Origin of the sequence: Aeromonas sp. 61P (assembly GCF_051919545.1) — a bacterium.
Taxonomy (GTDB): Bacteria; Pseudomonadota; Gammaproteobacteria; order Enterobacterales; family Aeromonadaceae; genus Aeromonas; species Aeromonas veronii.
The window spans coordinates 1,109,085-1,134,138 of record NZ_JBQBEL010000001.1 but is presented as its reverse complement, the minus strand read 5'-3'; the positions used below and the strand labels follow the sequence as shown (position 1 = coordinate 1,134,138).

Sequence of the window (25,054 nt, the reverse complement as noted above, 5' to 3'; positions counted from 1 at the left end):
AGCAACCACGATGAAACGCAGAAGAGTTCCCCTTCACAACAACAAATGGGTACGCCGCCTCCATGCCTGGGCCGGTTTTTTTACCCTCGCCCTGATGCTGATGTACGGCATCACCGGTCTCTGGCTGCAACACCGTGCCGTGTTGCCCATCCCCGGCCCCCACACCGACAAATCGAGTGAAGAGATAGTGCTGGAGGCGCCGCTCGCCAGCCCGGAGCAGCTGAAAAGCCTGTTGCAACAGCGCTATCCCGATACCTTTGCCGACGGGCGAACCATGATCACCCCGGCCCAGACCCTGCCCACTCCGAACGGCCCGCTCATCCTGCCCGCCAAGTGGGAGATGCGCGGCGTTACCCTCAGCCAGAGCGTGGCCGCCAGCTATGTCGAGGGCACCCTGCTGGTACGTACCGACCTGCAACTGGCCAACTTTGCCGCCAGCCTAAACCGGCTGCACCGCGGCATGGGTACCGGCCTCGGCTGGCAGCTGTTTGGCGATATCGCCGCCCTGGCTCTGCTGCTGCTCGCCCTCACCAGCCTGTTTATGTGGACCAAGCTGCACGGTACACCCAGAGCCATCATCGTGCTGACGCTCGCAGGCAGCCTCGGCACCCTGCTGTTTGCCCTGCTGGGGTAACGCTGCAACCATGTTCTGATGCAGCAAGGTTTGGAAAGAAAACCGCAATAGAGACAGGCCGCTGGCGGTGATGCAGTCAGCGGCTATATCAAGGAAATGAAATAACGGAGAGCGGGAAAAGAGAAGGGATACCAAGAGGTAACGGGAAGTACTGCCTACTCAGCAGCAACGCACCAATGCGCAGGAACGCCAAAAAACAAAAGGCCATCATTGCTGATGGCCTTTTGTCATGAATTTGATGGTGCCCGGGGTCGGACTCGAACCGACACGGTTATTCACCGGCGGATTTTGAAACCATCGCAAGCCATGTTGAATCAATAACTTGCCGTGTTTTCGCGGGTTTGCTTGGGGATGGATGGGGCTTATTGGGTATCGCTGGTGAGCGCTGCCGCCATTTTGCCGCCATTTTTCAGCGCGGTGATCGGGTTGAGTTTGACTGCATCTTCAAGGTGATCCGGGGCAAAGTGAGCATAGCGCATTGTCATCTTAATATCGGTATGCCCTAGGATCCGTTGCAACACCAGAATGTTACCTCCCCCCATCATAAAGTGACTGGCGAAGGTATGACGCAGAACGTGGGTGCTTTGGCCTGCAGGCAATTCAATCTCGGCCCGCCGTATCGCCTTCTCGAACTCAGCGTAGCAGTCACCAAATAAGCGGCCAGTGCGCTTGGGCAACAAGGCCAATAGCCAACCTGCCACCGGCACAGTGCGATTCTTCTTGCCTTTCGTTCGGGTGAAAGTAAGCCGGCCGATGCCAACCTGTGAGCGGGTAAGCTTCTCGATCTCTGACCAGCGAGCCCCGGTCGAAAGGCAGAGCATCACGATCAGCCACAAATCTTTCAGGCCTGTACAGGCCGCGAGTAACCGTTCAATCTCATCCTGATTCAGGAACGCCAGCTCGGATTCTTGCACCTTGTACTGACGCAACACCTCTAGCGGGTTACCGTGCTCCCACTCACCCAAGCGGCCAAGTTCATTGAACACCGCCTGCAGGTAGAGCAGTTCGCGGTTGATGGTGGTCGGGGATACCTGTTTGCGCTGACCGGGCACATACAGCTCTCCCGCCAATCTCCGTTCGCGGTAAGCCGCAAACTGTTGGGCCGTGAACTCGGTAGCCAGCGGGTTGCCCAGCGCCTCCGCCAGCCAATTCAGCTTGTCGCGGCGTCGCTCACCATCGGTCAGGGTTTGGCCGTGGCGACCATACCAGAGCGCCACCAAGTCACTCAGCCGCCGCTCATCCGCATTACCCACCTCTGGCCGCTGCCAGGGCTGCGCCAGCATGTGTTTTTCCCACGCAAGCGCTTCGCCCTTGGTAGCGAAGCGCTTGCGCATGCGAGGGCCATCACGGCCTTGAGGGTAAACCTCAACCAACCAGGGTTTGGTTGAGCCATCGGAAAGTTTACGAACGGTCATGAATCTTCTGTTTTTTCTTGCTCTTCAGCTTCGGGGTCAAGCCAATGCTCTAACGAAGTACAATAGCCCTGCTTAGGGTGTGAGGGGGTTTGGGGAAAAGCGAGAGTTAGTAGACCTTCTCTAACCATTGGCTTTAGGTAATTTTTCCGTAGTGAGTCGGCACTCCGCCCCAGCAGAGTGCTGATATCTGCCAGCGTCAGGTAACCTGCACTGCAAACATCCATAATTGCTTGCCGAGTTTGTTCTTCTGTTGTCTTACGCTTTGGAATCGCCTTATATGGCGCCACTCGAGCCTCAAGAATGGACCAGATTGATGCTAAAAATGACTGGTATTCGTCTGGAGATGCCCCGAATGAATAATCCGAATCCGAACTTAGCTCCGGACTTAGCTCCGGACTTAGCTCCGGACTTAGCTCCGGACTTAGCTCCGGACTTAGCCCCGGACTTAGCTCCGGACTTAGCTCCGGACTTAGTTCCGGATTGTGAGGGTAACTGCAATCCTTCATGCTGTTAGGATTCTGGATAAACACCGCTTCCATAAATTCCTGTCCAAACTCATCATCAGGTGTCATCGGTTGTACATCTGGTAGATGGTAGAACTTGCTCTTATGGCTTCCTTTGGATAGTAGCAACCCTTGTCGCTCCAGTTTGTATAGCGCGACAGTAATGTTTCTGCGGTGATCTTCTGTGACCCCACATATCCTTTCGTGGTTTACCCACCCATCCAAATCAGCATAATAAAGGATCAACTTTTCTAGTGCTGGTAGTGCTGTGATATCAATTCCCAATCGATGGGAAAGCTCATTCATCTTTTCCAAAGGAATAATGTCTGTCATGTGCAACTCAAGAAGAGTCTGTTCGGGAAGCTCAACCTCTCGCAGCCTAGGCTGTGCCCATTGACGACTCTTCCAGCCGCTAAAAATCTTCGGTATCCCAGACCCTGCACGCTCACCAAGGCCAATCATCAAGAACATCTGATGCAAAATCCCGTTGCGGCAATCACTGTTACTACCCTTAATGGCCAGCTCGTAGGGGATTCGCATTAAGCCAGGGTTTCTGAAACCAAACATATCGGGCCGCTTAACTATCAATACCGATACGTTCCCAGAATAATCCGCATGAACAAGAGCATTAATCAGGGCCTCACGCAGCGCGACATGGACCGGGCTATCCTCGACACGTAAACCTTCTGTCAGAGTAAATTGGACTTTGAGGTCAGCAATGAGTTTGCGATAGACCTTACGGTAAAAATCGAACAAGTTGCCTGACCAGCTTCCATCAGGGAACACACGGTCGATCCAGCGCCTTTCTGCCCTGGCTTCTGGCCGCTCTTGGTAGTCCACAACATAATGCGGAACACCTTCTTGAATGGCATCCCACTTTCCAAACATGAGTAATCCAGCAAGGGTTATCCCTTTCTCACCCGTTGCTCTATTGTGCCGCCAGCCTCGTAAGCTCTTTACCAACTCTTCTGAGGAAAGATCTAACCAAGGGTGTCCCGGTTTGGCAGCCAAAAGGTAATTTCGGTAAGCACTTATGCTCTCAGGATCCAGGTCATCAAAAGTAAAACCGGTAAGAATTCTGGCATCACGCTCATCCTCTATCTGTTCGGCAACCATACGTTTGACCGTTTCACGGTCACATGGCCGATCACCATCATGGAGTCGTCGATAAGTCCCCGAATACATATCGTTGTTGATGAATACTGGTTTCTGTTTCCGCGTCGCGGCAGGGATGTTAATACGAAGAAACTGCTTGCCGTCTTGGCTCAGCGTGACGACATCGTCTTCTGACAGCAGGTTAGAACTAACCTTGGATGGATTATTTAGCTGGTTAAAAAGGTCTTGCTTCACCTTCTCAATATTTTCTATTCCAGCAACAGAAAACTGACCTTTGTTTTCTTTGACGCCGAGTAGAACAACACCGCCCTTGGCGTTAGCCATGCCGCTGTAGGTTCGCCAAAAATCTTTAGGTAACTCCCCTTTGCCACCGGCCCCCTGAGCCAACTTGCACTCAAGCTCACAAGTTTCAACCAAGGTCTCAAAGTCCAGCTCGCAATCATCCTGCGGATGTTCTGTATTCATCAGTATGGGTACCTTGAAAAAAGGACGCCTTGGCGCCCTTATCGTTTCCGGAAAGTTCGATGCTCGACCATCACGCCGATGATCTCGATATGCTGCCGGTCGGAGTGCATAGTGGGGTAATCGTCATTGAGGGGAACCAGCTCGAACACCTCTTGCCCGCTCTCATCAATGCCGCGGGGCCGGTACTTCTTGAAGGTGGCCTCTTCGCTACCATTCTTAGCCACTACGTAGTCCCCTGGGCGAGGCTGTTCGTCAGGGTCAACGATCACCAGATCCCCTTCGTTGAAGAATGGGGTCATGGAATTTCCGCGTAGCCAGAGACCAAACCCGCAAGGGCCGATATCTACACTGGCAGACACAAACTCAACATTGCCATCGAAGGTAGTGGCCTGCTCGCACATCTCCCGCCAGTTACCAGCCTGGACATAACTCAGAATCGGAACACGGCTCCCTTGAGGGATCACTGCTGGCTCAACGTTGTGATAACCGGGCAAGTTTGTCCCAGTGCTGCTTACTGCATCTTCTCCAAAAAGCAGCCATTCCGGCTTAACACCAAGAATCTCAGCAAGCCTCACTAGGTTGTTACCTTTCGGCGAGGTGTCTCCCCGCTCCCACTGGCTGATTGAAACACGGTTAATCCCCAGCTTTTTAGCCAAGGATTCTTGGGTCAAGCCGTGAACTAATCGTTGTGATTTTATGCGCGAATGTATGTTCATGTAAGTTATCTTACACAACGACTCCGTAGTTTTTACTTTCTTTTTTGGTAAGTTTTTGTTGCTTTTGCTAGCAAGCGATCTTACATTTACTTCCATAAAGCATGTAAAACCTGCTAGGAGAGTAAGAAAATGAAAAAGCATGACGCAGTTCAGCATTATGGCAGCGTTGTTCAATTGGCTGCCGCTCTAGGTATCAAGCCTCAATCAATTTCACAGTGGGGCGAGACAATTCCCCAAGGTCGCGCCTATCAGCTCGAATTGATGACCGGCGGCAAGCTGAAAGCTAACTCCTCTCAGTCTCGCCCTGCGCAGTAAGGGTTGAGTCTATGCCACCTCGTCATATCAACCCTGCCGTTTCGCATGCTCCAGCGATGACTGTCAGTGCGATCAACCTTGTGATCTCCCCTGACATTCCACCGCTGATGCCCATCGCCAAGTTCGCCGAGTGGATCGGTGTCTCTGTCGACACTGCTCGCCACTGGGTCAGAGCCGGCCGCCTCGATGTCATGGAAAAAACCAGAGGCAACGAGCTGGTGATGGTCAAGGTGCATGTGTTCATCGCTAAGCAGATGGCCGGCTCGATGTTAGTACACAACTTCAAGCTCGCGAGTTAACCATAACCGGCCAAGGATGAGTTCACTATGTTTGACCTGAGTTCAACCAAACAACCGCACTTCGAGTCCGCCTGCTCACGCTTCGCCGCCAGCCATTCCCTTGCCGAGGTGGCACGCGCTGCAGGTATTGGCGAACAGTTACTGCGCAACAAGTTAAACCCAGCACAACCGCACCAACTCACCGCCCGGGAACTGGTGGCCATTTATCACGCCACCGAGGGGGACGAGACCCTGTTCGACGGTTTGCTGTTGGAGTGTGGCCTCACTGCAGTGGCTATTCCCAAAGCTGATCGGGCCCCTTCCCTGCCCCACCAGGCCATCGATCTGAACGCCAAGATCGCCAGCATTGGCCAGCGAGCGCTGGAGCTGACCGACCGCGGCCGGATCACCCGCTCTGAGCGCAACACCTTGGTGAGCGTGGCCACCTCGGCCATGGGGTCACTCGCCATCCTGATCCACGACATTGAGGCCCGCTTTCAGGCGGTGCCGACCCTGGCCTGTGCGTCAGACATCCTGATGCAAACCATGACCATGTAAGGAGGGAACCCATGCATACCCAACGCATTGACCATCAACAACGCAATCTGGCTGGCCTGACGCCAGAAGAACAGGTGGCCATGAACACCGCCGGCTGCATGTTGCTGCGCGAGATGTTCGGCAAGAAGCGTTCGAGCCTCGACACCGACTGGCTGGCACTGGGCCAGGCCAAAAAAGCGGCCATCTGTGCCATCGCCCGCCAGCCTCGGGGCGAACTGATGAGCGCCACGCTGTCGGCATTGCCGCATGCGCAGCGCGAGGCAATCCGCCTTGCAGTGATTGCACTGGAGTACCAAAGCGAATTTCGCGGCGGCTGTGACACCAAGGTGTGGCACCCGGCTCCGGTCACCAGATCTATCAGGGATATCGAGAGGGAGAAAAAAGAGAGGGCAGCAAAACTGCGCATGAAACGCGCGGTGCTGGCAGCAAGCCAGATGACCGGGCAAGGCCCACGTCCTATTGGGCAATAAAAAAGCCCGCATTACGGAGCTGCAACTCCAAGCGGGCCTCTATCAACAACGTATGAGGAAGTCGACATGGCAACTTTAGCGATCCCCTGCGCCCTGCGCAACCTTCGCATCCAACAACGCAAGCTGACGGGCCGTTATGGCGCCCGTCTTAGCCAACACCCGGACGGGGTTGCGCTTATGGAGCGGTCAACCGCACTGGCTTGGGCTTCTCTGTTCAGCCGCATCAACCCCTGCACCACTCAACAAGGAGCCTGACCATGAACGCACAACCGACCCAAATCAATCTGCTCAACCACCATGCCGCCAAGCGTCTGCGCCAGTTGCGGGAACAGTTGAAGCTGAGCCGCCCCAAGTTTGCCGACCAGCTCGGCATTCCGCCCACCACGCTCAAGAACTACGAGCTGGGATACCGCGAGATTGGGGGCGGCCTGTTCCTGCTGATCGCCAACCACCCTGAGCTGAAACGCCATGTCGCTTGGCTACTGACCGGCATCGCCACGCCGGAGGTGCAGGCATGACCAAGATCTTCCATCCCGTATCCGAGCAGGAGGCGCTGGCCGAGTTGCCGCGCCTGCGCCAGCGGCTCACCGCCAAAGCACGACACGCTCACCAATATCGAGGCACTGAGGGTAAATCCCTGGTGGCCCAGGCAAAGCGTGCCCTGCGCTGGCACCAACTGTTTGTCAGCATCAACCGGAGGGCCTGCCAATGAGCGACATCATCAAGATTGCCCGCCAGGCGCCCAAAGTGGTCGAAGGGCTGCTGGCCGATATGTTCGCCGCCAATGCCGAAGACAACCGCATCGCCCTGGGCGGGGTTTACTCCGGCCAGCAGTACATCCAGCTACAGCTGGTTGCGACCAGCAACCCGGCTGATCTGCTTGATGATGACGGCGATGAAGACGATGAAGAGGCGGCACAACTCCCCGCTCACAACACGCTGACCACCCACTGGCTGGCTGCTCGCGCTGAATTTATCGCTGCCGGCGGTGAGGCCAGAGGCGGTCGGGATATCCCCCGGGAGCTGCTGGCGCTCGGTGCCGTGCGTTCTGTCTATTGGCTGGCGCTGGGCCAGGGGGCAACCGCACTGGCCAAAGAGATCGGCGAGTGGTGGCAGGAGTGCGCGCCACTGCATGGGCAAGGTGAGGTGATCAAGTGACCCATCACCTGCAGCAGGAACTGACCAGCCTGATGTATCGCTGGCAAGAGACCTATCGGGAGGACGCAGCGCGGCTGCGTCTTTATCAACGGGAGCTGGCCCATGCGCGTCGGCTACCTGCCCGTCCCCGCGTCAGCATCAAGCTGTTGCTGCGCCAGTGTGCGGCCGCCCGTCGAATGAAAAACCATGCCCAACAACGCATCTGTGGATGCCTGTTTCGCATCAAGACGTTATCCGCTTAACGCATGACCAAGCTCACCACCCGGCTGCCGCTGTCGAGGAAAGCACAGCTGCAGCGCGTCAACACCCTTTGCAACTCTCTGCCCGGCGTCAACTTTGACGCCGTTTTCGGCGGCCCACGCGGCCAATACGATCTGCTGTGGGCCATCCAACTGCTCGATGGCCTCTCCCCCGAGCTAACCCGCGACCTGTTCAAGCAGTACGCGCGGCGCCGCAAGGATTGCAGTTTCACCCATTGTCGGGCGGCCAATATCTGGCTGCGTGAGCGAACCCGCTGGGTGCGCCAGCTGCTCCACTCCATCCCGGTCAACCCGAGGGAGATGCGCGATGAAGACGGCCGCAAGAAGGTGGCCCACCAGTTCGCCAACCAGACCGCAGCCATTTACAAGCACATCGAGCAGGACATAAAAGAAGGGGCCGAACCGGATCTGCTGCAGACCTGGGAGCTGATGCGCCAGCCTGCCAATCAGTGGGGCTTTATCGGTAAGATGCCCAAGTTCAAATCCGACGAGGTGCGGGATAACTGGATCCTGAGCGTGCTGGTGCGCCTGCTCTCTGCCAAGTGGTGGGAGAAGCGCGTCAACCGCTGCTGGGACCGCCTGCAGGAGCAGATCAACATTCTGCTCGGCAAGGTACGCAAGGGCGTGTCGGCTTATGTATCGAACGCCACTATGAAGGTGGTGCGCGAACGCAAGCGGGCCATGATGCGCTGGCTGGCCGAGTCGGAAGTGGTCAACGAGCAGTATGACCTGGTCGTGTCGATGAAGGATTGCTGGGAGGCCAGCAACGCCAACCCGGTGAACCGCCGCAACGAAATGATGGTGCGTGCTCGGGGGTTCAATGACTATGCCGAGGAGCAAGGTCATGTGGGGGTCTTCTTCACCTGGACCGCCCCAAGCCGCTTTCATGCCTGGACACAAAAGCACAACGGCAAAGCGGTAGAGAACAAACGCTATCAAGGGGCCACACCGCGGGAGACCTGCGCCTATCTGGCCAAGCTCTGGAGCCGCGCCAGGGCCGCTCTCAAACGGTGGAACGCTCCCGTCTATGGATTTCGCGTGTGCGAGGCTCACCACGACGGCACCCCGCACTGGCATCTGCTGCTATTTATGCGCCCGGAAGATCGCAACCGGGTGATCGGCATCCTGCAACGCTATGCCTTGACCGATGACCACGAAGAGCTGGTACGGGATATCAAGGGCGCCCCACCCTTTACCGACTTCACACCCCGCTTTGACTGGAAAGAGATAGACCCGGCCAAGGGCGATGCCGCGGGCTATATCGCCAAATACATTGCCAAGAACATCGACGGCGCCTACCTGGACGACGACGAAGAGGCCGGCACCGCCGCCGATGAGGGCGCCCTGCATGCCGTGGCCTGGGCCAGTTGGTGGGGCATTCGCACCTTCCAGCAGATCGGCGGCGCCCCGGTCGGGGTATGGCGCGAGCTGCGCCGCATCAGCAACGCCAAGAAGCATGCCGAACAGGTGGGCCCACCCAAGCCCGTGCTGCAAGACCCGCGCTTTGAGGCCGCCCGCTTTGCCGCAGATAACGGCATCTTCCGCTGCTACCTGCACGCCATGGGCGGCGCACTGGCAACCCGTGCCGAACACCCCATCAAGCTGGCCCACCTCATCGAGGAGCAGGCCAACAGCTATGGCGAAGACATCAAACGCCTGATGGGCATTACCTCCGCTCGCCTGGGTATCAAGACCCGCCTGCAAGGGTGGGAAATTGTGCCTGCCGGCACCCATGACGCCAGAAAAGCCGCCGAGGCTGCAGCGAGGGGGGTTGGGGTTAAGACGGGCGACAGCCCGGCACCTTGGAGCTCTGACAATAACTGTACGCGGCCAGATCCTGATGCCTTCGCAGACCAGATCATGAGGGAACAATGGGGCTTATCGCCCTTCTCCATCGAGCGTTTGCGGGCTGGGGCCAGCGTAAGGGCAGACGGTTTCACACTTTGGCTGGAGAACTGCCAGCCGCAGTCGAGCCGATCGCTACCAAGCGAGCCAGATTGGGGGCTCGATGACCAGCCGCCCGCGGAACAGAGCCAGCTGGATGAATACGCGGTACCAGAAGGGGATGAGGACTGGCCGATGCTTGTCGAACTGTGCGGCAAGGTTTACCAGGTGCAAGGACACGCTGGAGCGCACCGTTGGATCGAGATGCTGCCGGAGCCCTACCAGTCACACATGTGGGCCGAGCTGGAAAAGTTGGACACCCCGGAATGGCTGCAAGAACAGAACGACTACAGCAAGGAGTGGGTATGAACAACACGCAGACCGTCAGCCGTGAGGAGTACCGCCGCTTGGATAATCGGGTAACCTGCATTCTCCAGCAGCGCTGGCCAGACCACGAAATCAGCCAGTGGGTGGACATGCTCAAGGGCAAACAGCAGTCCGTGGCCTGCGCCATCCTGCGCCGCCGGCACCCTCGCCCAGCACAGCTTGCCCTGCCAGCCATCGCCCCAGAGGTGCCGAACCCGTTTCAGTCCAACGCCAACCGCCCCACCATGCCGGAGCCCTCAGCCGATGGCCGCACTGTAAGCCGTCGCCATATCGTGGACGGGCTCACCCCAGTGACAATCGACCGAGCCAACCCGGGCGCAGCCGAACAGCTCAACCCTCTCTATCAGCCAGCCAAACACCAGATTGTCACAGATCATAGGGCGCTCTCGATCTAAGCTAAATGTTGCTTGTTCGCATCAACCCAAAAGAGCCATAGAAATAAAAAAGAGCGGGAAAGCCGCTCTTTGCTGTATGAAATACGCTTTAACATTTATCGACAACATCAACACCAGATGGCACACGTTTCTTGCCAGTAATCATCGCCCGAATTAAGTCGCCATGAGTCAAACGGTCAATCGCAATGACAGCTAATACATGCACGAAAATCGCTATCTGCAACGTTTTGGCAAAAAACTCATGGATGCCTTCCATTACCTCATCACCAAACAGATCCTCATAGTTAGTCAGAATCCCGGTGACAGCTGTACCAACCAAACAGGTCAGTAACAAGATAATCATCAAGGAGCCCATAGGGTTATGCCCTGCGTGATAGGGGTGCTCCCCTTTCATGCTCGCTTGGACGTAGCCAGTCACACGGGTTGGAGTGGGAAACCACTGAGTGAACTTTGCGTAATGAGACCCCCAAAAACCCCACACGATTCGGATCACCAACAATCCAGACAAGGTATAGCCGACATAACGATGGTTACGATGCCCCTCCTCGAGAATAAAGAGATTAAGCACACACAGTGCAACTGTGGCCCAGTGAAAAAACCTGACCACGAGATCCCACACTTTGATTTCATTATTGTTTGGCATCATTTTCTCCATAACCTTTCAATACGTCATGATGAGCCGTCCCCCACCATCCCGCCGTTCCTAGAATGCATTAGATGATGCCGATGATTTCTTAAGAGACGCTTAAGCTATGCAACTGATTGACAAAAAACACTTTGACCAAAAAACCTCCTATCGAAACCAGAATACGGCCTTAATTATCCCTTAAGTTTCAAACACTATTTTGTATCAAACCGCTCCTTATTGATAAGGATCACAATTTTACATATCTTTACAAATACCCTGTGAACCTTACTCATCCGAAGCTGTTACCATCCCCATGCTGTAATGGAATGCAAATAAATTTTAATATTTAAAATATGTTTAAGGGAGAAGTCATGCCTTCAGTTGTTAAAATAAAAATTGTTCCATTTATTTTATTGTTGGCGCTAATGTTTGCCTTTCTGCAGAATTGGCCCGTATTGCTCCACTTTTATGACATCCTCGCCAATCTGGAGCACTTCAAACTTGGGTTTGCGATATCAATACCCATCCTGCTGGTCGCAGCACTTAACTTCGTCTTTGTGCCCTTTTCAGTACGTTATCTGATCAAACCATTCTTCGCGTTTCTCTTTATCACCGGCTCAATCGTCAGCTACACCATGATGAAGTACCGCGTCCTGTTTGATCGGGACATGATCCAGAATATCTTCGAGACCAACCAGAGCGAAGCTTACTCCTATATCAATCTGCCTATAGTAGCCTGGGTAGTGCTGGCCGGGGTTGTGCCCGCAGTGTTGCTCTTTTTTGTGGAGATTGAGTATCCGAAAAAGTGGTATGCAGGCCTCTTTCAACGTGGACTCTCCATGCTGTGCTCACTGGCCATCGTCGGGATCATCGCGGCCTTCTACTATCAGGATTACGTCTCTGTCGGGCGTAATAACCAGACCCTTAACCGTGAGATCGTACCGGCCAACTTTGTCTACAGCACTACCAAGTATCTCTACAAACGGTATATGGCAGAGCCGGTTCCCTTTACCACTCTGGGCGATGATGCCAAGAGGGTAGCAAAAGAGGACAAGCCCACCCTGATGTTCCTAGTTGTGGGAGAAACTGCTCGTGGCAAGAACTTCTCGATGAATGGCTACGAGAAAGAGACCAATGCCTTCACCAGCAAGAGTGGTGATGTGATCTCTTTCAATGATGTTCGTTCATGCGGTACCGCGACCGCTGTATCTGTGCCTTGCATGTTCTCCAACATGGGCCGTAAGGAGTATGACGACAGTCGAGCTCGCAATAGCGAGGGGCTACTGGATGTGTTGCAGAAGACCGGGGTATCCGTTTTCTGGAAAGAAAACGATGGTGGTTGCAAGGGAGTATGTGACCGGGTGCCAAATATCGAAATCCAACCGAAAGATCACCCACAGTTCTGCGATAAAAACACCTGCTATGACGAGGTAGTATTGCAAAACCTCGATGATGAAGTGGCAGAGATGAAAGGAGACAAGCTGGTTGGTTTCCATCTTATCGGCAGCCATGGTCCGACATATTACAAACGCTACCCAGATACCCATCGCAAATTCTTGCCTGACTGTCCGCGCAGTGATATCGAAAACTGTACGGATGAAGAATTGGTTAATACCTATGACAACACGATCCGTTACACCGACTTTGTGATTGCAGAGATGATTAAGAAGCTAAAAAAATATGAAGATAAGTACAACACTGCACTTATCTATGTCTCTGATCACGGAGAATCACTGGGTGCCTTGGGGTTGTATCTACACGGTACGCCATACAAGTTTGCACCTGATGACCAGACCCGTGTGCCGATGCAAGTATGGATGTCACCCGGTTTCTCCAAAGAGAAAGGACTAGATATGAATTGTCTGCAAGAAAAAGCTGCAGATACCCGTTACTCCCACGACAACATTTTTTCATCCGTACTTGGGATCTGGGATGTAAATACAGCGGTCTATGACCAAGAACTGGATATTTTCAGCCAGTGCCGGACAGTGCAGTAAACATTATCTGGGGCACTCGGGTGCCTCTCTTTATTTACAGTATTTCTTAATCAGTCAGAGTTAAAATTCGAAAGAGGAAAACGAAATGGCTAAACCAGGAGCAACAGGAATCACCCGAATTATTCATGCAACCAACTACAGCATGAAAGGGCTGTCATCTGCCTGGCGACATGAAGCAGCGTTTCGCCAAGAGCTATTGCTCATTTTGCTACTGATGCCACTAGCATTTTTCGTTGGTGACGGACTTAACCAGATTTTACTATTGATAGTCATCAGCTGGTTAGTCGTTATTGTGGAAATCCTCAACTCAGCAGTTGAAGCTGTCGTTGATCGCATTGGCTCTGAGCATCATGAACTGTCTGGCAGGGCGAAAGATATGGGCTCTGCCGCTGTTTTTATCTCGCTTGTACTGAATGCCCTTGTCTGGGGCGCACTGACCGGCCGTAACCTGTTGGGGTGGTGGTAAGTAGAAAACAAAGGAGCTGAATTTCCACGCGGGGCGCTATTGCGCCCCCAGTCCTTTCAGTACCAACTGCCGCCCCTCTGGCGTCAGTGACCCCATCAAGCTGAGCACCAGCTGGTTGGTGGTCTTGGCCGAGGGGCTTAGGGTATGGGCGAACGACAGAGTGGCCACCCAACTGTGGCCACATTCGGCATCAGTACACTGGCAGTAGAGATCCGAGACATCATCGCTCAGTCGGTTGGTCTTGGTAATGCGGCCCCGCTGGCCACACACTTTGCAATAAACCCGCATTACGCCCCCTTTTCTATCCAAATCAACAGCCTATCATGCCACAGCAGGCACTGTTTGTTTATACAGTTGAACCGATATTCTCCCGAAAATCGACCCAGAGGGAGCGAGGGAGTCCCGCGCTATTGATGGCATCCTGGATAAGCTCGCACAGTGGCAGCACCTCGTTGCGGGCATAGGTGGCATCGTACTTCTCAGGGTCTCCAAGCCCTCCCCCGCCATTGGTCGGAATGATGCCCGCCAGCGCCGCCGGAAAGCGGTGGCTGGTCAATACGTCCTGGGCAGTGATCCCCTTGATGGCCGCAAACTCGTCCTTGGTGGCGATATCCCCCACCGGAATAAGCTTGATGCCATCTGGCTTACCGTCCGGGATATTCACGAACATGGAGCGAAAGTTCCCCACCCCCTTGCTGCTCGCAATCATCTCCTTCATCTCCTCCTCGGTGTCGTCGTCCATGTTCGGGTCGGTGGCGTAGAAGATGAAGCCCATGTGGGCGCCGTTGAGGAAGTATTTACGCCGAAACAGGGTGGCATCCTGGTTGAGCAGCGCCGACTGCAGGCCACCCAGGTAGTCAGGCATGCCGTAGATCTGCTGCTCGGGGTCGTACTGGGCCAGCCAGATGACATCCTCCGGCCGGTAAATCAGGTTCGGCTTGCCCTGCTGCAGGTAGACAAAGCAGCCATCCTCGCGCCGGCGCAGGTAGACGCTGGAGAGTGGCAGCAGCCCCACCACCTGGTTAAAGCCGTTGCGCAGTTTGAGCAGGCCCGCATCCCCGAACTGCAGGTAGTTGTGAGCAAAGGCGGTGACCGTGGTGCGCTGGTTGGTAAAGCGCCCTGCCACCATATTGCGGCGCGCCATCAGGATGGCCCCGTGGTGGGCATTGGCCCGCACCACCTTGGCCAACCCTTTGCGCTCGATGGGCGGCTGGTAATACTCGCCATAGGGGTTGTAGAACACCCCGGTGTAATCGGTCATCCAGGCCGTGGGGTCGATGGCCTCCGGCATACTGAACGCCACCGCGCTCTTTGCTGAAGTGGCCACCTGGGCCGGTTGGGATTTGTGTCGCTTGGTCATGCTGCCTTTCTCTCCTGGCTGGTTGCCCAGGTGGATTTACGTTTGCGAGTGGTATCGAGCGGCTCGTTGGCTACGGCGTGAGCGATGGCAAAAAAGACGTCAGCGTGGCCGGTCACATTGTCGCGGGCGGCCCGAAACGTCATCTGGCCGCCGCCGGTGGTGCTGCGCTTGATGGCAAGGAACGCCAGCGGTATATCCCGATCTGCGCTATCCCACTCGATGCGGTTTGCCTCCACCACGTCGATCATCTTGAGCACCAGCCGCGATTTGCTCTCGATGCTGTAGTTGATGGGGTGACATACCCCTTTGAAGGTGGGCTTCAAGAGGTCATAGACCCCGGCGCCGATGCCGGAGACATCGACCCCGAGATAGGTGACCCGAAACTTCTTGGCGATGCGCTCAATCTCCTGCGCCTGGTACTGGAAGTTGAGTCCGCGCCAGTAGTGCTTCTCCAGCACCCGAAAGCGCTCACCAGCCACCATCGGCGGGGCCACCACCACCAGGGTGGCGTTGTCGCGGGTACGGCTCGGATCGTACCCCATCCACACCTCGCGCCGGCCAAACGGGTCGGGCCGCCCGGGCTTGTAGTCCTCCCACCGACTCGGGTCTACCCCGGCCCGCTCCATGTCCTGGAACTTGAACACCGACAGCGCATCGTCGATAAAGCGGCACATATAGAGCCTGTCGAACACCTCCTCCGGGTACTCGTCTTTCAGCTCCTCGATGTCGATGAGGTTACAGCCAAGGCGAATGGCATCTTCGATGGTGATGACGTAACGCCACTGCCGATCGGGGCAGATACGGCCTCCGTCGCGCAGGTCATCTTCGCCCGGGAAGTCGATGGCCACTCGGCTCGGGCGCTGACCCTTCCAGCGCTCCCCGGTCCAGAACCGGTAAGCCTCGTGCACCTTGCTCGACGGGGTCGAGAAGTAGGTCTTGCGCCAGCGACTCTGGGTCGCCATGGCGCTGGCCACGTCCGAGAGCTTCTCGAAGTTGGGGATCCAGAAATACTCGTCGATATAGACGTTGCCGGAGCGGGACTGGGCGCTGTTGGAGTTGGTGGAACAGAAGTGCAGCTCGGCCCCGTTCGACAGGACAATCGGGTTGCCGGTCAGGGTGACGCCGAGGAAGGTCTGGGCAATCTTGCAGATATAGGAGCGAAACACCTCCGCCTGGGCGCGGGTGGCTGACAGGAAGATCTGGTTGCCGCCGGTCAGTACCGCATCTTCCAGCGCCTCGCCGGCGAAGTAGTAGGTCATGCCGATCTGGCGGGATTTAAGGATGTTGCGGGTGCGCGGCAGTGCCGGGTCGTTCTTGGCCTCGCGACAGCGCAGCTGATAGCCAAACAGGGTGCCCAGCCACTCGGCAAAGTCTGCCTCAGTAAGGTGGCCGACCTCATTCTTGCCCTTCTTGCCACCCTTACCCTTGCGGCCGCCCTCCTGGCCACCGCGCCCGCGTGGGGTTCGTGGTAAGGCGGGTTCACCTCCCCCTTCTCGTTGCACCTTGAGGGCATGCTGGCGCTCGGCCCACTTGATGGCCTTCTCTTTGAGGCTGACGTGGTGACCGATAAGCCGGTCCAGTTCGTCCAGCTCGGCGCTGGTTTTCTTCTCTCGCCCGAGCAGCGACTGCACCCGGCGGGCAATGGCATCCTCCACCGCCTCTTCGGTCAGCAGGTCACGCCAGCCGTATTTCTCGGCCCAGAAGTAGACCACACGGCAGGAGTTAAGCCCCAGTTCGTCCTTGATCTCCTGGGGTGTCCATCGTTTAAGGTAGAGTCCCCGCGCGGCATTGCGGATCTCTTCGGGATACGCCACAGCGCCTCCATCAGGTGAATGATGGCGCCATCATAGCCAGCCCCTCCCCTTGCTTATCTCACTGATGTTCCAAGCAATTCGGATATTCCGCTGGATCCGAATCGCGGCGAACACAACTGGATGAAACCCCCTTGCCGACCCGATAGCCTGACCCCGCATCTATTGGGAGCAGGCATGAACGAATCAACCTTGAGAACTGGCTGGGTCTGTATCGCCACCGAAGGCAAAGCGGTGGATGGGCGGGATATTACCCGCGACTGGCTCACCGACATGGCCGAGACCTACGATCCGACCTATTACACCGCCGTCATCTGGCCGGAGCACGATCGCTGGTCCAGCTATGGCACGGTGCAGGCACTCAAGACCGAAGAGGTGGACGGCAAGCTCAAGCTGTTCGCCATCCTCTGCCCGAATCGCGATCTCATCTACTACAACCAGAACGGCCAGTACCAGTTCTGCTCCATCGAACCCTTCGAGAACTTCGCCGATCTGGGGCGAACCTACCTGCTGGGCCTCGGTGTCACCGACGAACCCGCCAGCACCGGCACCACCCATCTCAAGTTCAGCAACAGCAACAAGGGACAGGCCGTTGGCACCAGCGAGCCGCTGGACCTCTCCATGTTCAAGCTACCCAAGCACGAGAAGGCCGATGGCCTGATCGCCAAGTTTTTCAGCTTCCTGGCCAGCCATGGCGAGCCTGACCCCCAACCCAACCCCAGCCAACCCGAGGATGAGGAAATGAAACCAGAACAGTTCGATCAGATGCTGGGGGCCCTTAATGGCCTTGGCACCAAGATCGATGCCTTCAGCGCAAAGCTGGACGCCAAACCGGCCACCGACGACACCACCCAGCCGGTCACCGAGCCCACCAAGGTGGAAGAGCAACCCGGCATCACCACCGAGCAGTTCAGCAAGCTGGAGCAAACCCTGACCAGCCTGACCGACAAGTTTGGCGAGCTGAACAACAAGATCGACCAGTTCTCTGTCGAGAAGCCGGGCCAGCGCCCGGGCGCCCTCGGCGGTGACGATACCCCCGCAGTCTATTAAGGAGCGACCGTGAGCCAGACCCTTACCGTCCAGGCCATGCAGCGCCTGGAGCAATACAGCAACGCCCTGGCCAAGGCCTACGGCATCCCCGTTAACGCGCTGGCCAAGCAGTTCAGCGTCACCGGTCCCGTGGAAACCGGCCTTCGCGCCGCGCTGCTCGCCTCTGTCGAGTTCCTCGGCCTTATCACTTGCCTCGACGTAGACCAGGTCAAGGGCCAGGTAGTGCAAGTGGGCATCGGCAAGCTGTTTACCGGCCGCAAGAAGGATGGCCGCTTTAACGGCAAGATTGGCGTCGCCGGCAACACCTACGAGCTGACCGAGACCGATTCGTGTGCCTCGCTCGACTGGGCAACCCTGTGTGTCTGGGCCAACGCCGGCAGCGAGGGCGAGTTCCTGCGCCTGGTGGGTGATTTCATCAACAAGGCGTTTGCCCTGGACATGCTGCGCGTCGGCTGGAACGGCGTGGAAGCAGCCGACGACACCGACCCGAAAGCCCATCCGCTGGGTGAAGACGTCAACAAAGGCTGGCACCAGCTGGCCCGCGAGTGGAACGGTGGTAGCCAGATCATCAAGGCCGAGGCCGGCAAGAAGATCCACTTCGACCCGGATGGCAAGGGTGATTACAAAACCCTGGACGAGATGGCCTCCGACCTTATCAACACCACCATCGATCCGCTGTTCCGCCAGGACCCGCGTCTGGTCGTTCTGGTCGGCACCGACCTGGTGGCCTCGGCTCAGGCCAAGCTCTACAGCGAAGCGACCAAACCGACCGAGCAGATCGCCGCCCAGAAGCTGGCCGAGTCGATTGCCGGGCGCAAGGCCTACATCCCGCCCTTCTTCCCGGGCAAGCGGATGGTGGTCACCACCCTCGACAACCTGCACATCTACACCCAGCGCGGCACCCGCAAGCGCAAGGCCGACGATAACCAGGACAAGAAGTGCTTCGATAACCAGTACTGGCGGATGGAAGGCTACGCCATCGGCGAATACCTGGCCTATGGCGGCTTTGAAGAGGCCGACATCGAGATCGGCGCCGCCCCCACTGCGCCGAGTGAGTAAGCCATGAGCTCACCGGGTCAACGCCACAAGCAACGGGTGCAAGCCATGCAGGGGGCCGCGCAGGCCGCCTGCACAGGCATGGCCACCGGCGCGGTGGCGGACAGCCTGCACCTGCAGATGATTGCCCTGGAACAGGACATCGTCCGCCTGCGCAAGCGGGCCCGCATCGGGGATCGGGTAAACATGAAGCGAAGCGAGCTGATGCCCAAATACCGTCCCTATGTGGAGCGCTATCTGGCCAGCGTCGCGCAGTCCAACCAGCCCTATCAGAACGAGCTGTTTCAGCTGCTCACCGTCTGGGCCTTTGATGTGGGGGATTTCGACACCGGCATCGCCTGGGCCGAGCTCGCCATTGCCCAAGGCCAGCGCACCCCGAGCAATATCAAGCGGGACTGGGCCCACTTCGTGGCCGACACCGTGCTGGAGTGGGCCGAGAAGCAAGCGGCCGAGGGGCATGCGGTCGAGCCCTGGTTCTCCCGGGTGTTCGACAAGGTGCGGGGTGACTGGCGCCTTAACGAGCGACTCACCGCCAAGTGGTTCAAGGCGGCGGGCTGTCTGCTGCTACGTGACCAGGATGGTCAGCCACGCCCCAGTGCCGTGGGTGACAGCGCCACGCTGGAGCAGGCCGACCACTGGCTGGCCCAAGCAGAGAAGCTGCACAGCAAGGTGGGGGTCAACACCCTGCGCCAGAAGATTGCCATGCGCCTGCGGGTGCTCAATCCCGAATAACCAACCGACTCTCCGCGCCGTCGCACCCCGGCGCGAATGCCATGGACCGCCTCTGGCGAACCCAGCGGCAATTGCGTGGCGACAGGGGTGCACCTATTCAACCAGCGAGGTCACTGATGTTTGCAGGCAAGGATATCGACTATAGCGCCGCCACCATCCGCAATGACGGTTTTTGGCCCGATGTGGCCGTGGCCGATTTTGAGCGCCGCCGCGCCCTGCCTGCCGACCTTGACCCGCAAACCACCGGCGCCGCGCTGCTGGCGGCCATCTCGGAAATCAACCTGCAGCTGGCGATGCGCCAGGCTGCGCTGATGGCCGAGGGCTATGCCAGCGCCGCCGAGGTACCGGGGCCAAGCCTTGAGGGTGGCACGAATGCCCTGACCGAGCAGTATCTGGCCGCAGTGTTTGCCCGCGCCAAGGCGGCCATCTTGCCGGAGTTCGCCAGCGTCACCGAACGGCCGGCGGCCAACAACCAGGCCGAGCGGGCACCGGAACAGCGCGCCCAGCTGCTGGCCGAGAGTCAGCAGCTGGTGCGCAGCATCAAGGGCAAGCACCGGGCGGGGGTCTCGTTGATATGAGTAAAGAGATGAGTGAACAGCAGGCCCAGGGCTATTTCCTGCACGCCCTCCACGCCGAGCTCACCCGGGTGTTGCCGGCCAAGTGCCGCAAGTCCCTCGACAGCTGGATGGAGAACGGAACGATCCGGCTCGAATCCCGCAACATGGGCCCCACCGGCGTAGACGTGGCCTGGCTCACCTATCAGGCGGTGTTCATCGTCGAGCAGTTGCCCTTTCGTGAGCTGGATCCGGCCATCCTGCTGGCTGCAGTCGCCGCCTGGGTGCAGGAGCACGACTCGTTCCGAGAGCAGTTTGAGCTGGCCGACCCGGAATATGCGGTGACCCCGAACGACGAGAAGAGTGCCGACCTCGAGATCCAGATCGCCTTTACCGAACCGCTGCGCCTTATCGAGCAGCCGAGCGGCCCCATCAACTGGCTCGGCAAGTGCTGGCAGGTGGCCCCCTATGAAATCTGGGTGGCCGACCACATCGACATGAACGTCGGTGACACCGGCCATCACCAGGTGGGAGGCCCGGCATGATCACCATCACCCTGGACGCTCGCCGCAGCCAGGACCAGCTCAACCTGCTGGCCCTGCCACCCCAGAAGCGCAAGCGCCTGGTTTGGCGCGCCGCGGCCGAGCTCAAAAAGCTGGCGGCCCGCCATGTACGCCAGCAGCAGGATCCCAACGGCAAGCCCTGGGCGCCGCGCAAGCGGGGCAAACGCAAGATGCTGCGCGGCCTGCCCAAGCTCTTGGAGATCCACGCCCCCAGCCAGGACGTGGCCGAGCTCGGGTTCAAACGGGGGACGATGAACGCCCACGCGGGGGTTATCGCCAACACCCACCAGAAGGGACACACCTATCAGGTGACCGCGGCCAGCCGGCGCCGCATAGCCCCCAGCGAAGGCGGTAAGCAAAAACCGGCGACCAAGGCGCAAGCCCGCAAGCTGCGCGAGCTCGGCTTCAAGCGCCCGGGGGCGCGCAAGGGGTCATACCGCTCGGCGTCGCTTGGCTGGATCACCGGCAATCTCAACTACGCCCAAGCGGGATTGCTCATCAGGAAGCTCAAGGATGATCCGGTAAAAGCACGCTGGGAAATTGAGCTCCCTGCCCGCCCGTTCCTCGGCGCCAACGCCAAGCAACGGGAGCAAGCCTTTGCCCGCGCCCTGCAGAGCATCGACTACGGCTGGGACGTCAACAAGCAAGAGATGAAGGGGAAATAACGCCATGTGGCCTTATGTACAGATCAACAACTTGAACCAGATGCAGGGGCCGGTGACCGAAGTCGAGCGCCACCTACTGTTTGTCGGCACGGCGCCAAGCAATACCGGCAAGCTGCTCTCCCTCAACACCCAGAGCGACTTTGACAAGCTGCTGGGCGAGCCCGCCAGTGAGCTCAAAACCAACCTGCAGGCCGCCATGGCCAACGCCGGCCAAAACTGGACGGCCGCCGCCTTCGTGCAGCCCACCGACATGGACTGGCAAGATGCCGTCCGTGAGGCCCAGAAGACCCAATCCTTTGAAGGGGTGGTGGTACTGGGGCAAGAGTGGGACGAGGCCAAGATCAACGCCGCCCACGCGCTGAACCAGGAGCTGATCGCCAAGTGGGGTCGCTGGCAGTTCATGCTGCTGGCGGTCGCGGGGATCAATGCTGCCGAGCAGGATGGTCAGAGCTGGAGCGACTACGAGGCGGCCCTGGTCACCCTGCAAGATGGCATCAAGGCCGAGTCCGTCACCCTGCTACCGCAGCTTTGGCCCAACCTCGCCGGCGCCTATGCCGGACGCCTGTGCAACCGGGCGGTGAGCATTGCCGATACCCCGTGCCGGGTCAAAACCGGTGCTCTGGTCGGCCTTGGCAACAAACCCAAGGACAAGGACGGGATCGAGCTGCCGCTCGCCACCCTGCAGACCCTGGAGCAGAACCGCTTCTCGGTGCCGATGTGGTACCCGGACTATGACGGTATCTATTGGGCCGATGGCCGTACCCTGGACGCCGAGGGCGGCGACTACCAGGTGATCGAAAACCTGCGGGTGGCCTACAAGGTGGCGCGCCGGATGCGGGTACGTGCCATCGCCCGCATCGGCGATCGCTCGTTCAACTCCACCCCGGGCAGCACCGCCGCCGCCATCCTCTACTTTGGCAAAGACCTGCGCGAGATGGCCAGGACCACCACCATCAACGGCCAGCCGTTCCCAGGCGAGATCACCTCCCCCCAGGATGGCGATATCGCTATCCAGTGGACCGACAAAAACCACGTCTCCATCTACGTGGTGATCCGCACCGTGGACTGCCCCAAGGGGATCACCATCAACATCATGCTCGATCTGAGCCTCACCAATGGGGAGGGCTAACCCATGACCAGACGCATTTCAGGGCAGAGCTTCGACATTGAACTGCTGGGCACCATGGTGCACGTCGAGAAGGCCAGCCTCACCATCACCGACAGCAGCGCCGTGGCGCAAACCCGCGGCATCCCTGACGGCTATGTGGATGGCGAGGTAGCGGCCGAGTGCGAGTTCGAGCTCGATGCCAAGAACTTCAAGCTGCTGAGCGATGCCGCCAAACGGGCCGGCAGCTGGCGCGGGCTGAAACCGGACGATGTGCTGTTCTACGCCGACACCGGCGACGAAACCATGAAGGTGGAGGCCTTCGGCGTGAAGCTGCAGATCGCCGACCTGCTCGACATCGACCCCAAGGGGGGCAGCAAGGGGGTGCACAAGCTCAAGGGCATCGTCACCTCCCCCGACTTCGTTCACATCAATGGCGTGCCGTACCTCTCGGATGACGACACCCGCCACCTCAAAGGGTAAGGGGGCTAGGTGGACGATATCGACCGCGCAAACAGTCACGCAGCCCGAATGCTGGCCGTGCATCTGGCCAACCAGGTGGGCAAAGGGCGCTACCAGGGGGAGAGCCGGCACCACTGCGAAGAGTGTGACGACCCCATCCCGGCAGCACGCCGCCAACATGTGCCGGGGGTGCGGCTGTGTGTCCCCTGCCAGAGCCGCGCCGAGCGACGCGGGCAATAACGAGAACGGGATATGAACCCTATGCCGAACAAAGACCCCACCCTCTGGGCCGCCCTGATGGCCTGGCTGATGGACAACTGGCCCGCCGTGTCTGGGGCATTGCTGGCGCTGAGCATCTCCTTCATGCGCATCACCTATGACGGCGGCAGCGGGCGCCGCCGTCTGATCGAATCCACCCTGTGTGGCCTCATCACCCTGGCCGCGGCCTCAGGAGCCGCATTGCTGGGCGTCACCTATGCGGCGACCCCCTTTATCGGGGGCGTGGTGGGGCTGCTCGGGGTGGACATCATCCGCGAAAAGGCCAAGACCGTGCTGAGCAAAAGGGGGAACAACGATGCCGCGTAGTCACTGCCACCCGCAGGTGGCCGCGTTTCTCGACATGATTGCCTATGCCGAGGGCACCAAGGGCCGGGGCGATGACGGGTACAACAAGCTGGTCAATCCGGCGGGGTTCTTCGGTGACTACAGCACCCACCCCAATGTGTCTGTCATCGTCCGCCCCGGACTGGTCAGTACCGCCGCCGGCCGTTATCAGCATCTGTCCAAACACTGGCGCCACTATCAGATGTTGCTGGCCTTGCCGGACTTTGGCCCCGAGTCGCAAGACAGCTGGGCTATCCAGCTTATTCGCGAACGCAAGGCGCTGGACGATGTGCTCAAGGGGCGCATCAGTCAGGCGATCGGTAAGTGCGCCAACATCTGGGCCAGCTTGCCGGGCGCCGGTTACGGTCAGCGCGAGCACCAGCTGGCCGACCTGCTGGCCAAATTCACCGAGTTCGGCGGGGTGCTGGCATGAGCACCTTCAAGGCACTGCTCTCCAATGTGCTGCTGGCCCTGGTGCTGGTAATGGGCGCCGCCCTGTTTCTTGGCAGCCGGATGCTGGAGAGCCGGGGCAAGGCGCTCGCCACCGCCAACGAGACCATCAACACCTTGCAGCAGACCAACGAGCAGCAAGCCAGCCAGCTGGTGACGCTGCAGCGCGATGCCTCAGGGCTTCGCAAGTTGCTGGGCACCCAGAACGCCGCCCTGGCCGAGCTCGACCAACAACAGAGGAAAATCGCCGATGAACTGCAACACGCGTTGGCCACGCCGCCGGCAGGCCGCCCGGACTGTGCTCGCGAGCCTCTGCCTGATGCTGCTTTGCGCCTGCTCCAGCCAGCCCAAAACCGTAGTGCAAACGCAGGTCATCAAGCGGCTACCACCGCCGGGGCTGGTGCCCCACTGCCCGGAGCCTGATTTCACGGGGCGCACCTACGGCGACGCCGTGCGGTTTATCCCCACCCTGCAGATGGCACTGCGCCGCTGCCAAACCCAAATCAACACCCTGAACCATTGGATTGAACTAGAGGAAACCACCCCATGACCACTCCCATCATCACCCTGGACGTCGCCGGCAAAGAGCTGAAATTCGCCCCCACCATGGTGGCCTACAACGGCTTTATCAACGACATGATGCCAAGCGACAAGGTGGCACCAGCCCACAACTACCTGAAAAAGATCGTCTGCCAGGAGAGCAAAGAGGTGCTTGATGAACTGCTCAAGCGCCCGGGCGCGGCGCTGCAGCTGGCCGGTGCCATTAACCAGCAGTTCGCCCCCGAGCTGGAGATCACCGTAAAAAACTGACGGCGCGCGCCGAGGCCATCGAGCGCAATCACCTGGAGCAGGCGCTGGCGCTGCGGCGCCACTACCTGCCCCATGACGAAGACGACATCGACAGCCTGGCCCGCGCCCTCTGGTTAGACCGACACGCCCGGGAGTCCTACGCCGCTGCGGTGGCCGAGGGCATCGCCAATGCATTCAACGGATAACGA

The 25,054-nt window shown here is 58.3% G+C and carries 36 protein-coding genes; 29 read left to right on the top strand and 7 right to left on the bottom strand.

Annotation, left to right across the window (positions count from 1 at the left end; genetic code table 11):
- Positions 1-10 precede the first annotated feature (10 nt).
- Positions 11-634, top strand: coding sequence for a PepSY-associated TM helix domain-containing protein (locus ACTG2O_RS05510; RefSeq protein ID WP_421330365.1), 624 nt, complete (start codon positions 11-13; stop codon positions 632-634).
- Positions 635-996: 362 nt separating this feature from the next.
- Here the strand turns inward: ACTG2O_RS05510 and ACTG2O_RS05505 are convergent, their stop codons facing one another.
- Genes ACTG2O_RS05505 through ACTG2O_RS05495 form a run of 3 tightly spaced genes read right to left on the bottom strand, consistent with a single transcriptional unit; the run spans position 997 to position 4,849 of the window.
- Positions 997-2,049: a site-specific integrase gene (locus tag ACTG2O_RS05505; protein WP_439975453.1), complete on the bottom strand. Its 1,053-nt coding sequence runs from the start codon at positions 2,047-2,049 to the stop codon at positions 997-999.
- Complete coding sequence (locus ACTG2O_RS05500) at positions 2,046-4,133, bottom strand: RNA-binding domain-containing protein (protein WP_439975452.1); 2,088 nt, start codon at positions 4,131-4,133, stop codon at positions 2,046-2,048. The genes ACTG2O_RS05505 and ACTG2O_RS05500 overlap by 4 nt, the downstream gene beginning before the upstream one ends.
- A gap of 38 nt (positions 4,134-4,171) precedes the next feature.
- Positions 4,172-4,849, bottom strand: a complete 678-nt coding sequence (locus ACTG2O_RS05495; RefSeq protein WP_421248780.1) for a LexA family protein — start codon at positions 4,847-4,849, stop codon at positions 4,172-4,174.
- Positions 4,850-4,978: 129 nt separating this feature from the next.
- Between ACTG2O_RS05495 and ACTG2O_RS05490 the strand changes: the two genes are divergently transcribed.
- The 11 genes from ACTG2O_RS05490 to ACTG2O_RS05440 all read left to right on the top strand — a co-directional run bounded on the left by ACTG2O_RS05490 (position 4,979) and on the right by ACTG2O_RS05440 (position 10,554).
- Complete coding sequence (locus ACTG2O_RS05490) at positions 4,979-5,164, top strand: Cro/CI family transcriptional regulator (protein ID WP_219326021.1); 186 nt, start codon at positions 4,979-4,981, stop codon at positions 5,162-5,164.
- A gap of 11 nt (positions 5,165-5,175) precedes the next feature.
- Positions 5,176-5,463, top strand: coding sequence for a hypothetical protein (locus ACTG2O_RS05485; RefSeq protein WP_429201223.1), 288 nt, complete (start codon positions 5,176-5,178; stop codon positions 5,461-5,463).
- Between the two features lie 27 nt (positions 5,464-5,490).
- Positions 5,491-6,000, top strand: coding sequence for a phage regulatory CII family protein (locus ACTG2O_RS05480; RefSeq protein ID WP_223379426.1), 510 nt, complete (start codon positions 5,491-5,493; stop codon positions 5,998-6,000).
- A gap of 11 nt (positions 6,001-6,011) precedes the next feature.
- Positions 6,012-6,470, top strand: coding sequence for a hypothetical protein (locus ACTG2O_RS05475; protein WP_374809993.1), 459 nt, complete (start codon positions 6,012-6,014; stop codon positions 6,468-6,470).
- Positions 6,471-6,536: 66 nt separating this feature from the next.
- Positions 6,537-6,725, top strand: coding sequence for a hypothetical protein (locus tag ACTG2O_RS05470; protein WP_041204794.1), 189 nt, complete (start codon positions 6,537-6,539; stop codon positions 6,723-6,725).
- A gap of 2 nt (positions 6,726-6,727) precedes the next feature.
- Complete coding sequence (locus tag ACTG2O_RS05465; protein WP_075115568.1) at positions 6,728-6,988, top strand: helix-turn-helix domain-containing protein; 261 nt, start codon at positions 6,728-6,730, stop codon at positions 6,986-6,988.
- Positions 6,985-7,182, top strand: coding sequence for a hypothetical protein (locus ACTG2O_RS05460; protein WP_201929699.1), 198 nt, complete (start codon positions 6,985-6,987; stop codon positions 7,180-7,182). Before ACTG2O_RS05465 ends, ACTG2O_RS05460 begins: the two co-directional genes overlap by 4 nt.
- Entirely contained in the window at positions 7,179-7,628 is a 450-nt protein-coding gene (locus tag ACTG2O_RS05455; protein ID WP_439975451.1) for a hypothetical protein, read from the top strand. The genes ACTG2O_RS05460 and ACTG2O_RS05455 overlap by 4 nt, the downstream gene beginning before the upstream one ends.
- Positions 7,625-7,870 (top strand): hypothetical protein, encoded by a 246-nt coding sequence (locus ACTG2O_RS05450; protein WP_439975450.1) that lies wholly within the window; start codon positions 7,625-7,627, stop codon positions 7,868-7,870. Before ACTG2O_RS05455 ends, ACTG2O_RS05450 begins: the two co-directional genes overlap by 4 nt.
- Positions 7,871-7,873: 3 nt before the next feature.
- Positions 7,874-10,141, top strand: a complete 2,268-nt coding sequence (locus ACTG2O_RS05445; protein WP_439975449.1) for a replication endonuclease — start codon at positions 7,874-7,876, stop codon at positions 10,139-10,141.
- Entirely contained in the window at positions 10,138-10,554 is a 417-nt protein-coding gene (locus ACTG2O_RS05440) for a hypothetical protein (protein WP_439975448.1), read from the top strand. The genes ACTG2O_RS05445 and ACTG2O_RS05440 overlap by 4 nt, the downstream gene beginning before the upstream one ends.
- An 88-nt stretch (positions 10,555-10,642) precedes the next feature.
- On the opposite strand, the gene ACTG2O_RS05435 is transcribed toward ACTG2O_RS05440, so the two are convergent.
- Entirely contained in the window at positions 10,643-11,209 is a 567-nt protein-coding gene (locus ACTG2O_RS05435; protein ID WP_439975447.1) for a cytochrome b/b6 domain-containing protein, read from the bottom strand.
- Between the two features lie 344 nt (positions 11,210-11,553).
- Between ACTG2O_RS05435 and ACTG2O_RS05430 the strand changes: the two genes are divergently transcribed.
- Positions 11,554-13,179 carry an MCR-3-related phosphoethanolamine--lipid A transferase gene (locus ACTG2O_RS05430; RefSeq protein ID WP_439975446.1) on the top strand — a complete coding sequence of 542 codons (1,626 nt, stop codon included), beginning with the start codon at positions 11,554-11,556 and terminating at the stop codon, positions 13,177-13,179.
- A gap of 85 nt (positions 13,180-13,264) precedes the next feature.
- A complete protein-coding gene (locus tag ACTG2O_RS05425) occupies positions 13,265-13,645 on the top strand; it encodes a diacylglycerol kinase (protein WP_439975445.1) in 381 nt (126 codons plus the stop codon).
- A 36-nt stretch (positions 13,646-13,681) separates the two neighbouring features.
- Here ACTG2O_RS05425 and ACTG2O_RS05420 read toward each other — a convergent pair whose 3' ends face one another.
- Genes ACTG2O_RS05420 through ACTG2O_RS05410 form a run of 3 tightly spaced genes read right to left on the bottom strand, consistent with a single transcriptional unit; the run spans position 13,682 to position 16,819 of the window.
- Positions 13,682-13,933 carry an ogr/Delta-like zinc finger family protein gene (locus ACTG2O_RS05420; protein WP_042067783.1) on the bottom strand — a complete coding sequence of 84 codons (252 nt, stop codon included), beginning with the start codon at positions 13,931-13,933 and terminating at the stop codon, positions 13,682-13,684.
- A 58-nt stretch (positions 13,934-13,991) separates the two neighbouring features.
- Positions 13,992-15,005 (bottom strand): phage portal protein, encoded by a 1,014-nt coding sequence (locus ACTG2O_RS05415; RefSeq protein ID WP_439975444.1) that lies wholly within the window; start codon positions 15,003-15,005, stop codon positions 13,992-13,994.
- On the bottom strand, positions 15,002-16,819 hold the full coding sequence (locus ACTG2O_RS05410; protein ID WP_439975443.1) for a terminase large subunit domain-containing protein: 1,818 nt from the start codon (positions 16,817-16,819) through the stop codon (positions 15,002-15,004). Before ACTG2O_RS05410 ends, ACTG2O_RS05415 begins: the two co-directional genes overlap by 4 nt.
- A 174-nt stretch (positions 16,820-16,993) precedes the next feature.
- On the opposite strand from ACTG2O_RS05410, the gene ACTG2O_RS05405 reads away from it, so the two are divergent.
- The 15 genes from ACTG2O_RS05405 (at position 16,994) to ACTG2O_RS05335 (ending at position 25,051) form a co-directional block, all read left to right on the top strand.
- A complete protein-coding gene (locus ACTG2O_RS05405; RefSeq protein ID WP_439975442.1) occupies positions 16,994-17,866 on the top strand; it encodes a GPO family capsid scaffolding protein in 873 nt (290 codons plus the stop codon).
- A 9-nt stretch (positions 17,867-17,875) separates the two neighbouring features.
- Entirely contained in the window at positions 17,876-18,925 is a 1,050-nt protein-coding gene (locus tag ACTG2O_RS05400; RefSeq protein WP_439975441.1) for a phage major capsid protein, P2 family, read from the top strand.
- A 3-nt stretch (positions 18,926-18,928) separates the two neighbouring features.
- On the top strand, positions 18,929-19,654 hold the full coding sequence (locus ACTG2O_RS05395; RefSeq protein ID WP_439975440.1) for a terminase endonuclease subunit: 726 nt from the start codon (positions 18,929-18,931) through the stop codon (positions 19,652-19,654).
- A gap of 116 nt (positions 19,655-19,770) precedes the next feature.
- On the top strand, positions 19,771-20,232 hold the full coding sequence (locus ACTG2O_RS05390) for a head completion/stabilization protein (protein ID WP_439975439.1): 462 nt from the start codon (positions 19,771-19,773) through the stop codon (positions 20,230-20,232).
- A gap of 8 nt (positions 20,233-20,240) precedes the next feature.
- Positions 20,241-20,753, top strand: coding sequence for a phage tail protein (locus tag ACTG2O_RS05385; protein ID WP_439975438.1), 513 nt, complete (start codon positions 20,241-20,243; stop codon positions 20,751-20,753).
- On the top strand, positions 20,750-21,436 hold the full coding sequence (locus ACTG2O_RS05380; RefSeq protein ID WP_439975437.1) for a phage virion morphogenesis protein: 687 nt from the start codon (positions 20,750-20,752) through the stop codon (positions 21,434-21,436). The genes ACTG2O_RS05385 and ACTG2O_RS05380 overlap by 4 nt, the downstream gene beginning before the upstream one ends.
- 4 nt (positions 21,437-21,440) lie before the next feature.
- Entirely contained in the window at positions 21,441-22,565 is a 1,125-nt protein-coding gene (locus tag ACTG2O_RS05375) for a DUF2586 domain-containing protein (RefSeq protein WP_439975436.1), read from the top strand.
- A gap of 3 nt (positions 22,566-22,568) precedes the next feature.
- Complete coding sequence (locus tag ACTG2O_RS05370; protein WP_439975435.1) at positions 22,569-23,024, top strand: phage protein; 456 nt, start codon at positions 22,569-22,571, stop codon at positions 23,022-23,024.
- Between the two features lie 9 nt (positions 23,025-23,033).
- On the top strand, positions 23,034-23,243 hold the full coding sequence (locus tag ACTG2O_RS05365; RefSeq protein ID WP_042067759.1) for a TraR/DksA family transcriptional regulator: 210 nt from the start codon (positions 23,034-23,036) through the stop codon (positions 23,241-23,243).
- A gap of 21 nt (positions 23,244-23,264) precedes the next feature.
- Entirely contained in the window at positions 23,265-23,588 is a 324-nt protein-coding gene (locus ACTG2O_RS05360; protein ID WP_139462141.1) for a phage holin, lambda family, read from the top strand.
- Entirely contained in the window at positions 23,578-24,039 is a 462-nt protein-coding gene (locus ACTG2O_RS05355; protein ID WP_245094383.1) for a glycoside hydrolase family 24 protein, read from the top strand. Before ACTG2O_RS05360 ends, ACTG2O_RS05355 begins: the two co-directional genes overlap by 11 nt.
- Entirely contained in the window at positions 24,036-24,479 is a 444-nt protein-coding gene (locus ACTG2O_RS05350) for a hypothetical protein (RefSeq protein ID WP_439975434.1), read from the top strand. The genes ACTG2O_RS05355 and ACTG2O_RS05350 overlap by 4 nt, the downstream gene beginning before the upstream one ends.
- Entirely contained in the window at positions 24,376-24,606 is a 231-nt protein-coding gene (lysC, locus tag ACTG2O_RS05345; protein WP_439975433.1) for an Rz1-like lysis system protein LysC, read from the top strand. The genes ACTG2O_RS05350 and lysC overlap by 104 nt, the downstream gene beginning before the upstream one ends.
- The gene (locus ACTG2O_RS05340) at positions 24,603-24,866 is read left to right on the top strand and encodes a putative phage tail assembly chaperone (RefSeq protein WP_439975432.1); all 264 of its coding nucleotides are present in this window, start codon (positions 24,603-24,605) and stop codon (positions 24,864-24,866) included. Before lysC ends, ACTG2O_RS05340 begins: the two co-directional genes overlap by 4 nt.
- On the top strand, positions 24,863-25,051 hold the full coding sequence (locus ACTG2O_RS05335) for a DUF6890 family protein (RefSeq protein WP_374956614.1): 189 nt from the start codon (positions 24,863-24,865) through the stop codon (positions 25,049-25,051). Before ACTG2O_RS05340 ends, ACTG2O_RS05335 begins: the two co-directional genes overlap by 4 nt.
- The last annotated feature ends 3 nt before the right edge of the window (positions 25,052-25,054 follow it).

Bases quoted from the DNA above. Each gene is read 5' to 3' on its own strand.
- ACTG2O_RS05510 (WP_421330365.1), top strand. From the start codon at position 11: ATGAAACGCAGAAGAGTTCCCCTTCACAACAACAAATGGGTACGCCGC.
- ACTG2O_RS05505 (WP_439975453.1), bottom strand. From the start codon at position 2,049: ATGACCGTTCGTAAACTTTCCGATGGCTCAACCAAACCCTGGTTGGTT.
- ACTG2O_RS05500 (WP_439975452.1), bottom strand. From the start codon at position 4,133: ATGAATACAGAACATCCGCAGGATGATTGCGAGCTGGACTTTGAGACC.
- ACTG2O_RS05495 (WP_421248780.1), bottom strand. From the start codon at position 4,849: ATGAACATACATTCGCGCATAAAATCACAACGATTAGTTCACGGCTTG.
- ACTG2O_RS05490 (WP_219326021.1), top strand. From the start codon at position 4,979: ATGAAAAAGCATGACGCAGTTCAGCATTATGGCAGCGTTGTTCAATTG.
- ACTG2O_RS05485 (WP_429201223.1), top strand. From the start codon at position 5,176: ATGCCACCTCGTCATATCAACCCTGCCGTTTCGCATGCTCCAGCGATG.
- ACTG2O_RS05480 (WP_223379426.1), top strand. From the start codon at position 5,491: ATGTTTGACCTGAGTTCAACCAAACAACCGCACTTCGAGTCCGCCTGC.
- ACTG2O_RS05475 (WP_374809993.1), top strand. From the start codon at position 6,012: ATGCATACCCAACGCATTGACCATCAACAACGCAATCTGGCTGGCCTG.
- ACTG2O_RS05470 (WP_041204794.1), top strand. From the start codon at position 6,537: ATGGCAACTTTAGCGATCCCCTGCGCCCTGCGCAACCTTCGCATCCAA.
- ACTG2O_RS05465 (WP_075115568.1), top strand. From the start codon at position 6,728: ATGAACGCACAACCGACCCAAATCAATCTGCTCAACCACCATGCCGCC.
- ACTG2O_RS05460 (WP_201929699.1), top strand. From the start codon at position 6,985: ATGACCAAGATCTTCCATCCCGTATCCGAGCAGGAGGCGCTGGCCGAG.
- ACTG2O_RS05455 (WP_439975451.1), top strand. From the start codon at position 7,179: ATGAGCGACATCATCAAGATTGCCCGCCAGGCGCCCAAAGTGGTCGAA.
- ACTG2O_RS05445 (WP_439975449.1), top strand. From the start codon at position 7,874: ATGACCAAGCTCACCACCCGGCTGCCGCTGTCGAGGAAAGCACAGCTG.
- ACTG2O_RS05440 (WP_439975448.1), top strand. From the start codon at position 10,138: ATGAACAACACGCAGACCGTCAGCCGTGAGGAGTACCGCCGCTTGGAT.
- ACTG2O_RS05435 (WP_439975447.1), bottom strand. From the start codon at position 11,209: ATGGAGAAAATGATGCCAAACAATAATGAAATCAAAGTGTGGGATCTC.
- ACTG2O_RS05430 (WP_439975446.1), top strand. From the start codon at position 11,554: ATGCCTTCAGTTGTTAAAATAAAAATTGTTCCATTTATTTTATTGTTG.
- ACTG2O_RS05425 (WP_439975445.1), top strand. From the start codon at position 13,265: ATGGCTAAACCAGGAGCAACAGGAATCACCCGAATTATTCATGCAACC.
- ACTG2O_RS05420 (WP_042067783.1), bottom strand. From the start codon at position 13,933: ATGCGGGTTTATTGCAAAGTGTGTGGCCAGCGGGGCCGCATTACCAAG.
- ACTG2O_RS05415 (WP_439975444.1), bottom strand. From the start codon at position 15,005: ATGACCAAGCGACACAAATCCCAACCGGCCCAGGTGGCCACTTCAGCA.
- ACTG2O_RS05405 (WP_439975442.1), top strand. From the start codon at position 16,994: ATGAACGAATCAACCTTGAGAACTGGCTGGGTCTGTATCGCCACCGAA.
- ACTG2O_RS05395 (WP_439975440.1), top strand. From the start codon at position 18,929: ATGAGCTCACCGGGTCAACGCCACAAGCAACGGGTGCAAGCCATGCAG.
- ACTG2O_RS05390 (WP_439975439.1), top strand. From the start codon at position 19,771: ATGTTTGCAGGCAAGGATATCGACTATAGCGCCGCCACCATCCGCAAT.
- ACTG2O_RS05385 (WP_439975438.1), top strand. From the start codon at position 20,241: ATGAGTGAACAGCAGGCCCAGGGCTATTTCCTGCACGCCCTCCACGCC.
- ACTG2O_RS05380 (WP_439975437.1), top strand. From the start codon at position 20,750: ATGATCACCATCACCCTGGACGCTCGCCGCAGCCAGGACCAGCTCAAC.
- ACTG2O_RS05375 (WP_439975436.1), top strand. From the start codon at position 21,441: ATGTGGCCTTATGTACAGATCAACAACTTGAACCAGATGCAGGGGCCG.
- ACTG2O_RS05370 (WP_439975435.1), top strand. From the start codon at position 22,569: ATGACCAGACGCATTTCAGGGCAGAGCTTCGACATTGAACTGCTGGGC.
- ACTG2O_RS05360 (WP_139462141.1), top strand. From the start codon at position 23,265: ATGCCGAACAAAGACCCCACCCTCTGGGCCGCCCTGATGGCCTGGCTG.
- ACTG2O_RS05355 (WP_245094383.1), top strand. From the start codon at position 23,578: ATGCCGCGTAGTCACTGCCACCCGCAGGTGGCCGCGTTTCTCGACATG.
- ACTG2O_RS05350 (WP_439975434.1), top strand. From the start codon at position 24,036: ATGAGCACCTTCAAGGCACTGCTCTCCAATGTGCTGCTGGCCCTGGTG.
- lysC (WP_439975433.1), top strand. From the start codon at position 24,376: ATGCTGCTTTGCGCCTGCTCCAGCCAGCCCAAAACCGTAGTGCAAACG.
- ACTG2O_RS05340 (WP_439975432.1), top strand. From the start codon at position 24,603: ATGACCACTCCCATCATCACCCTGGACGTCGCCGGCAAAGAGCTGAAA.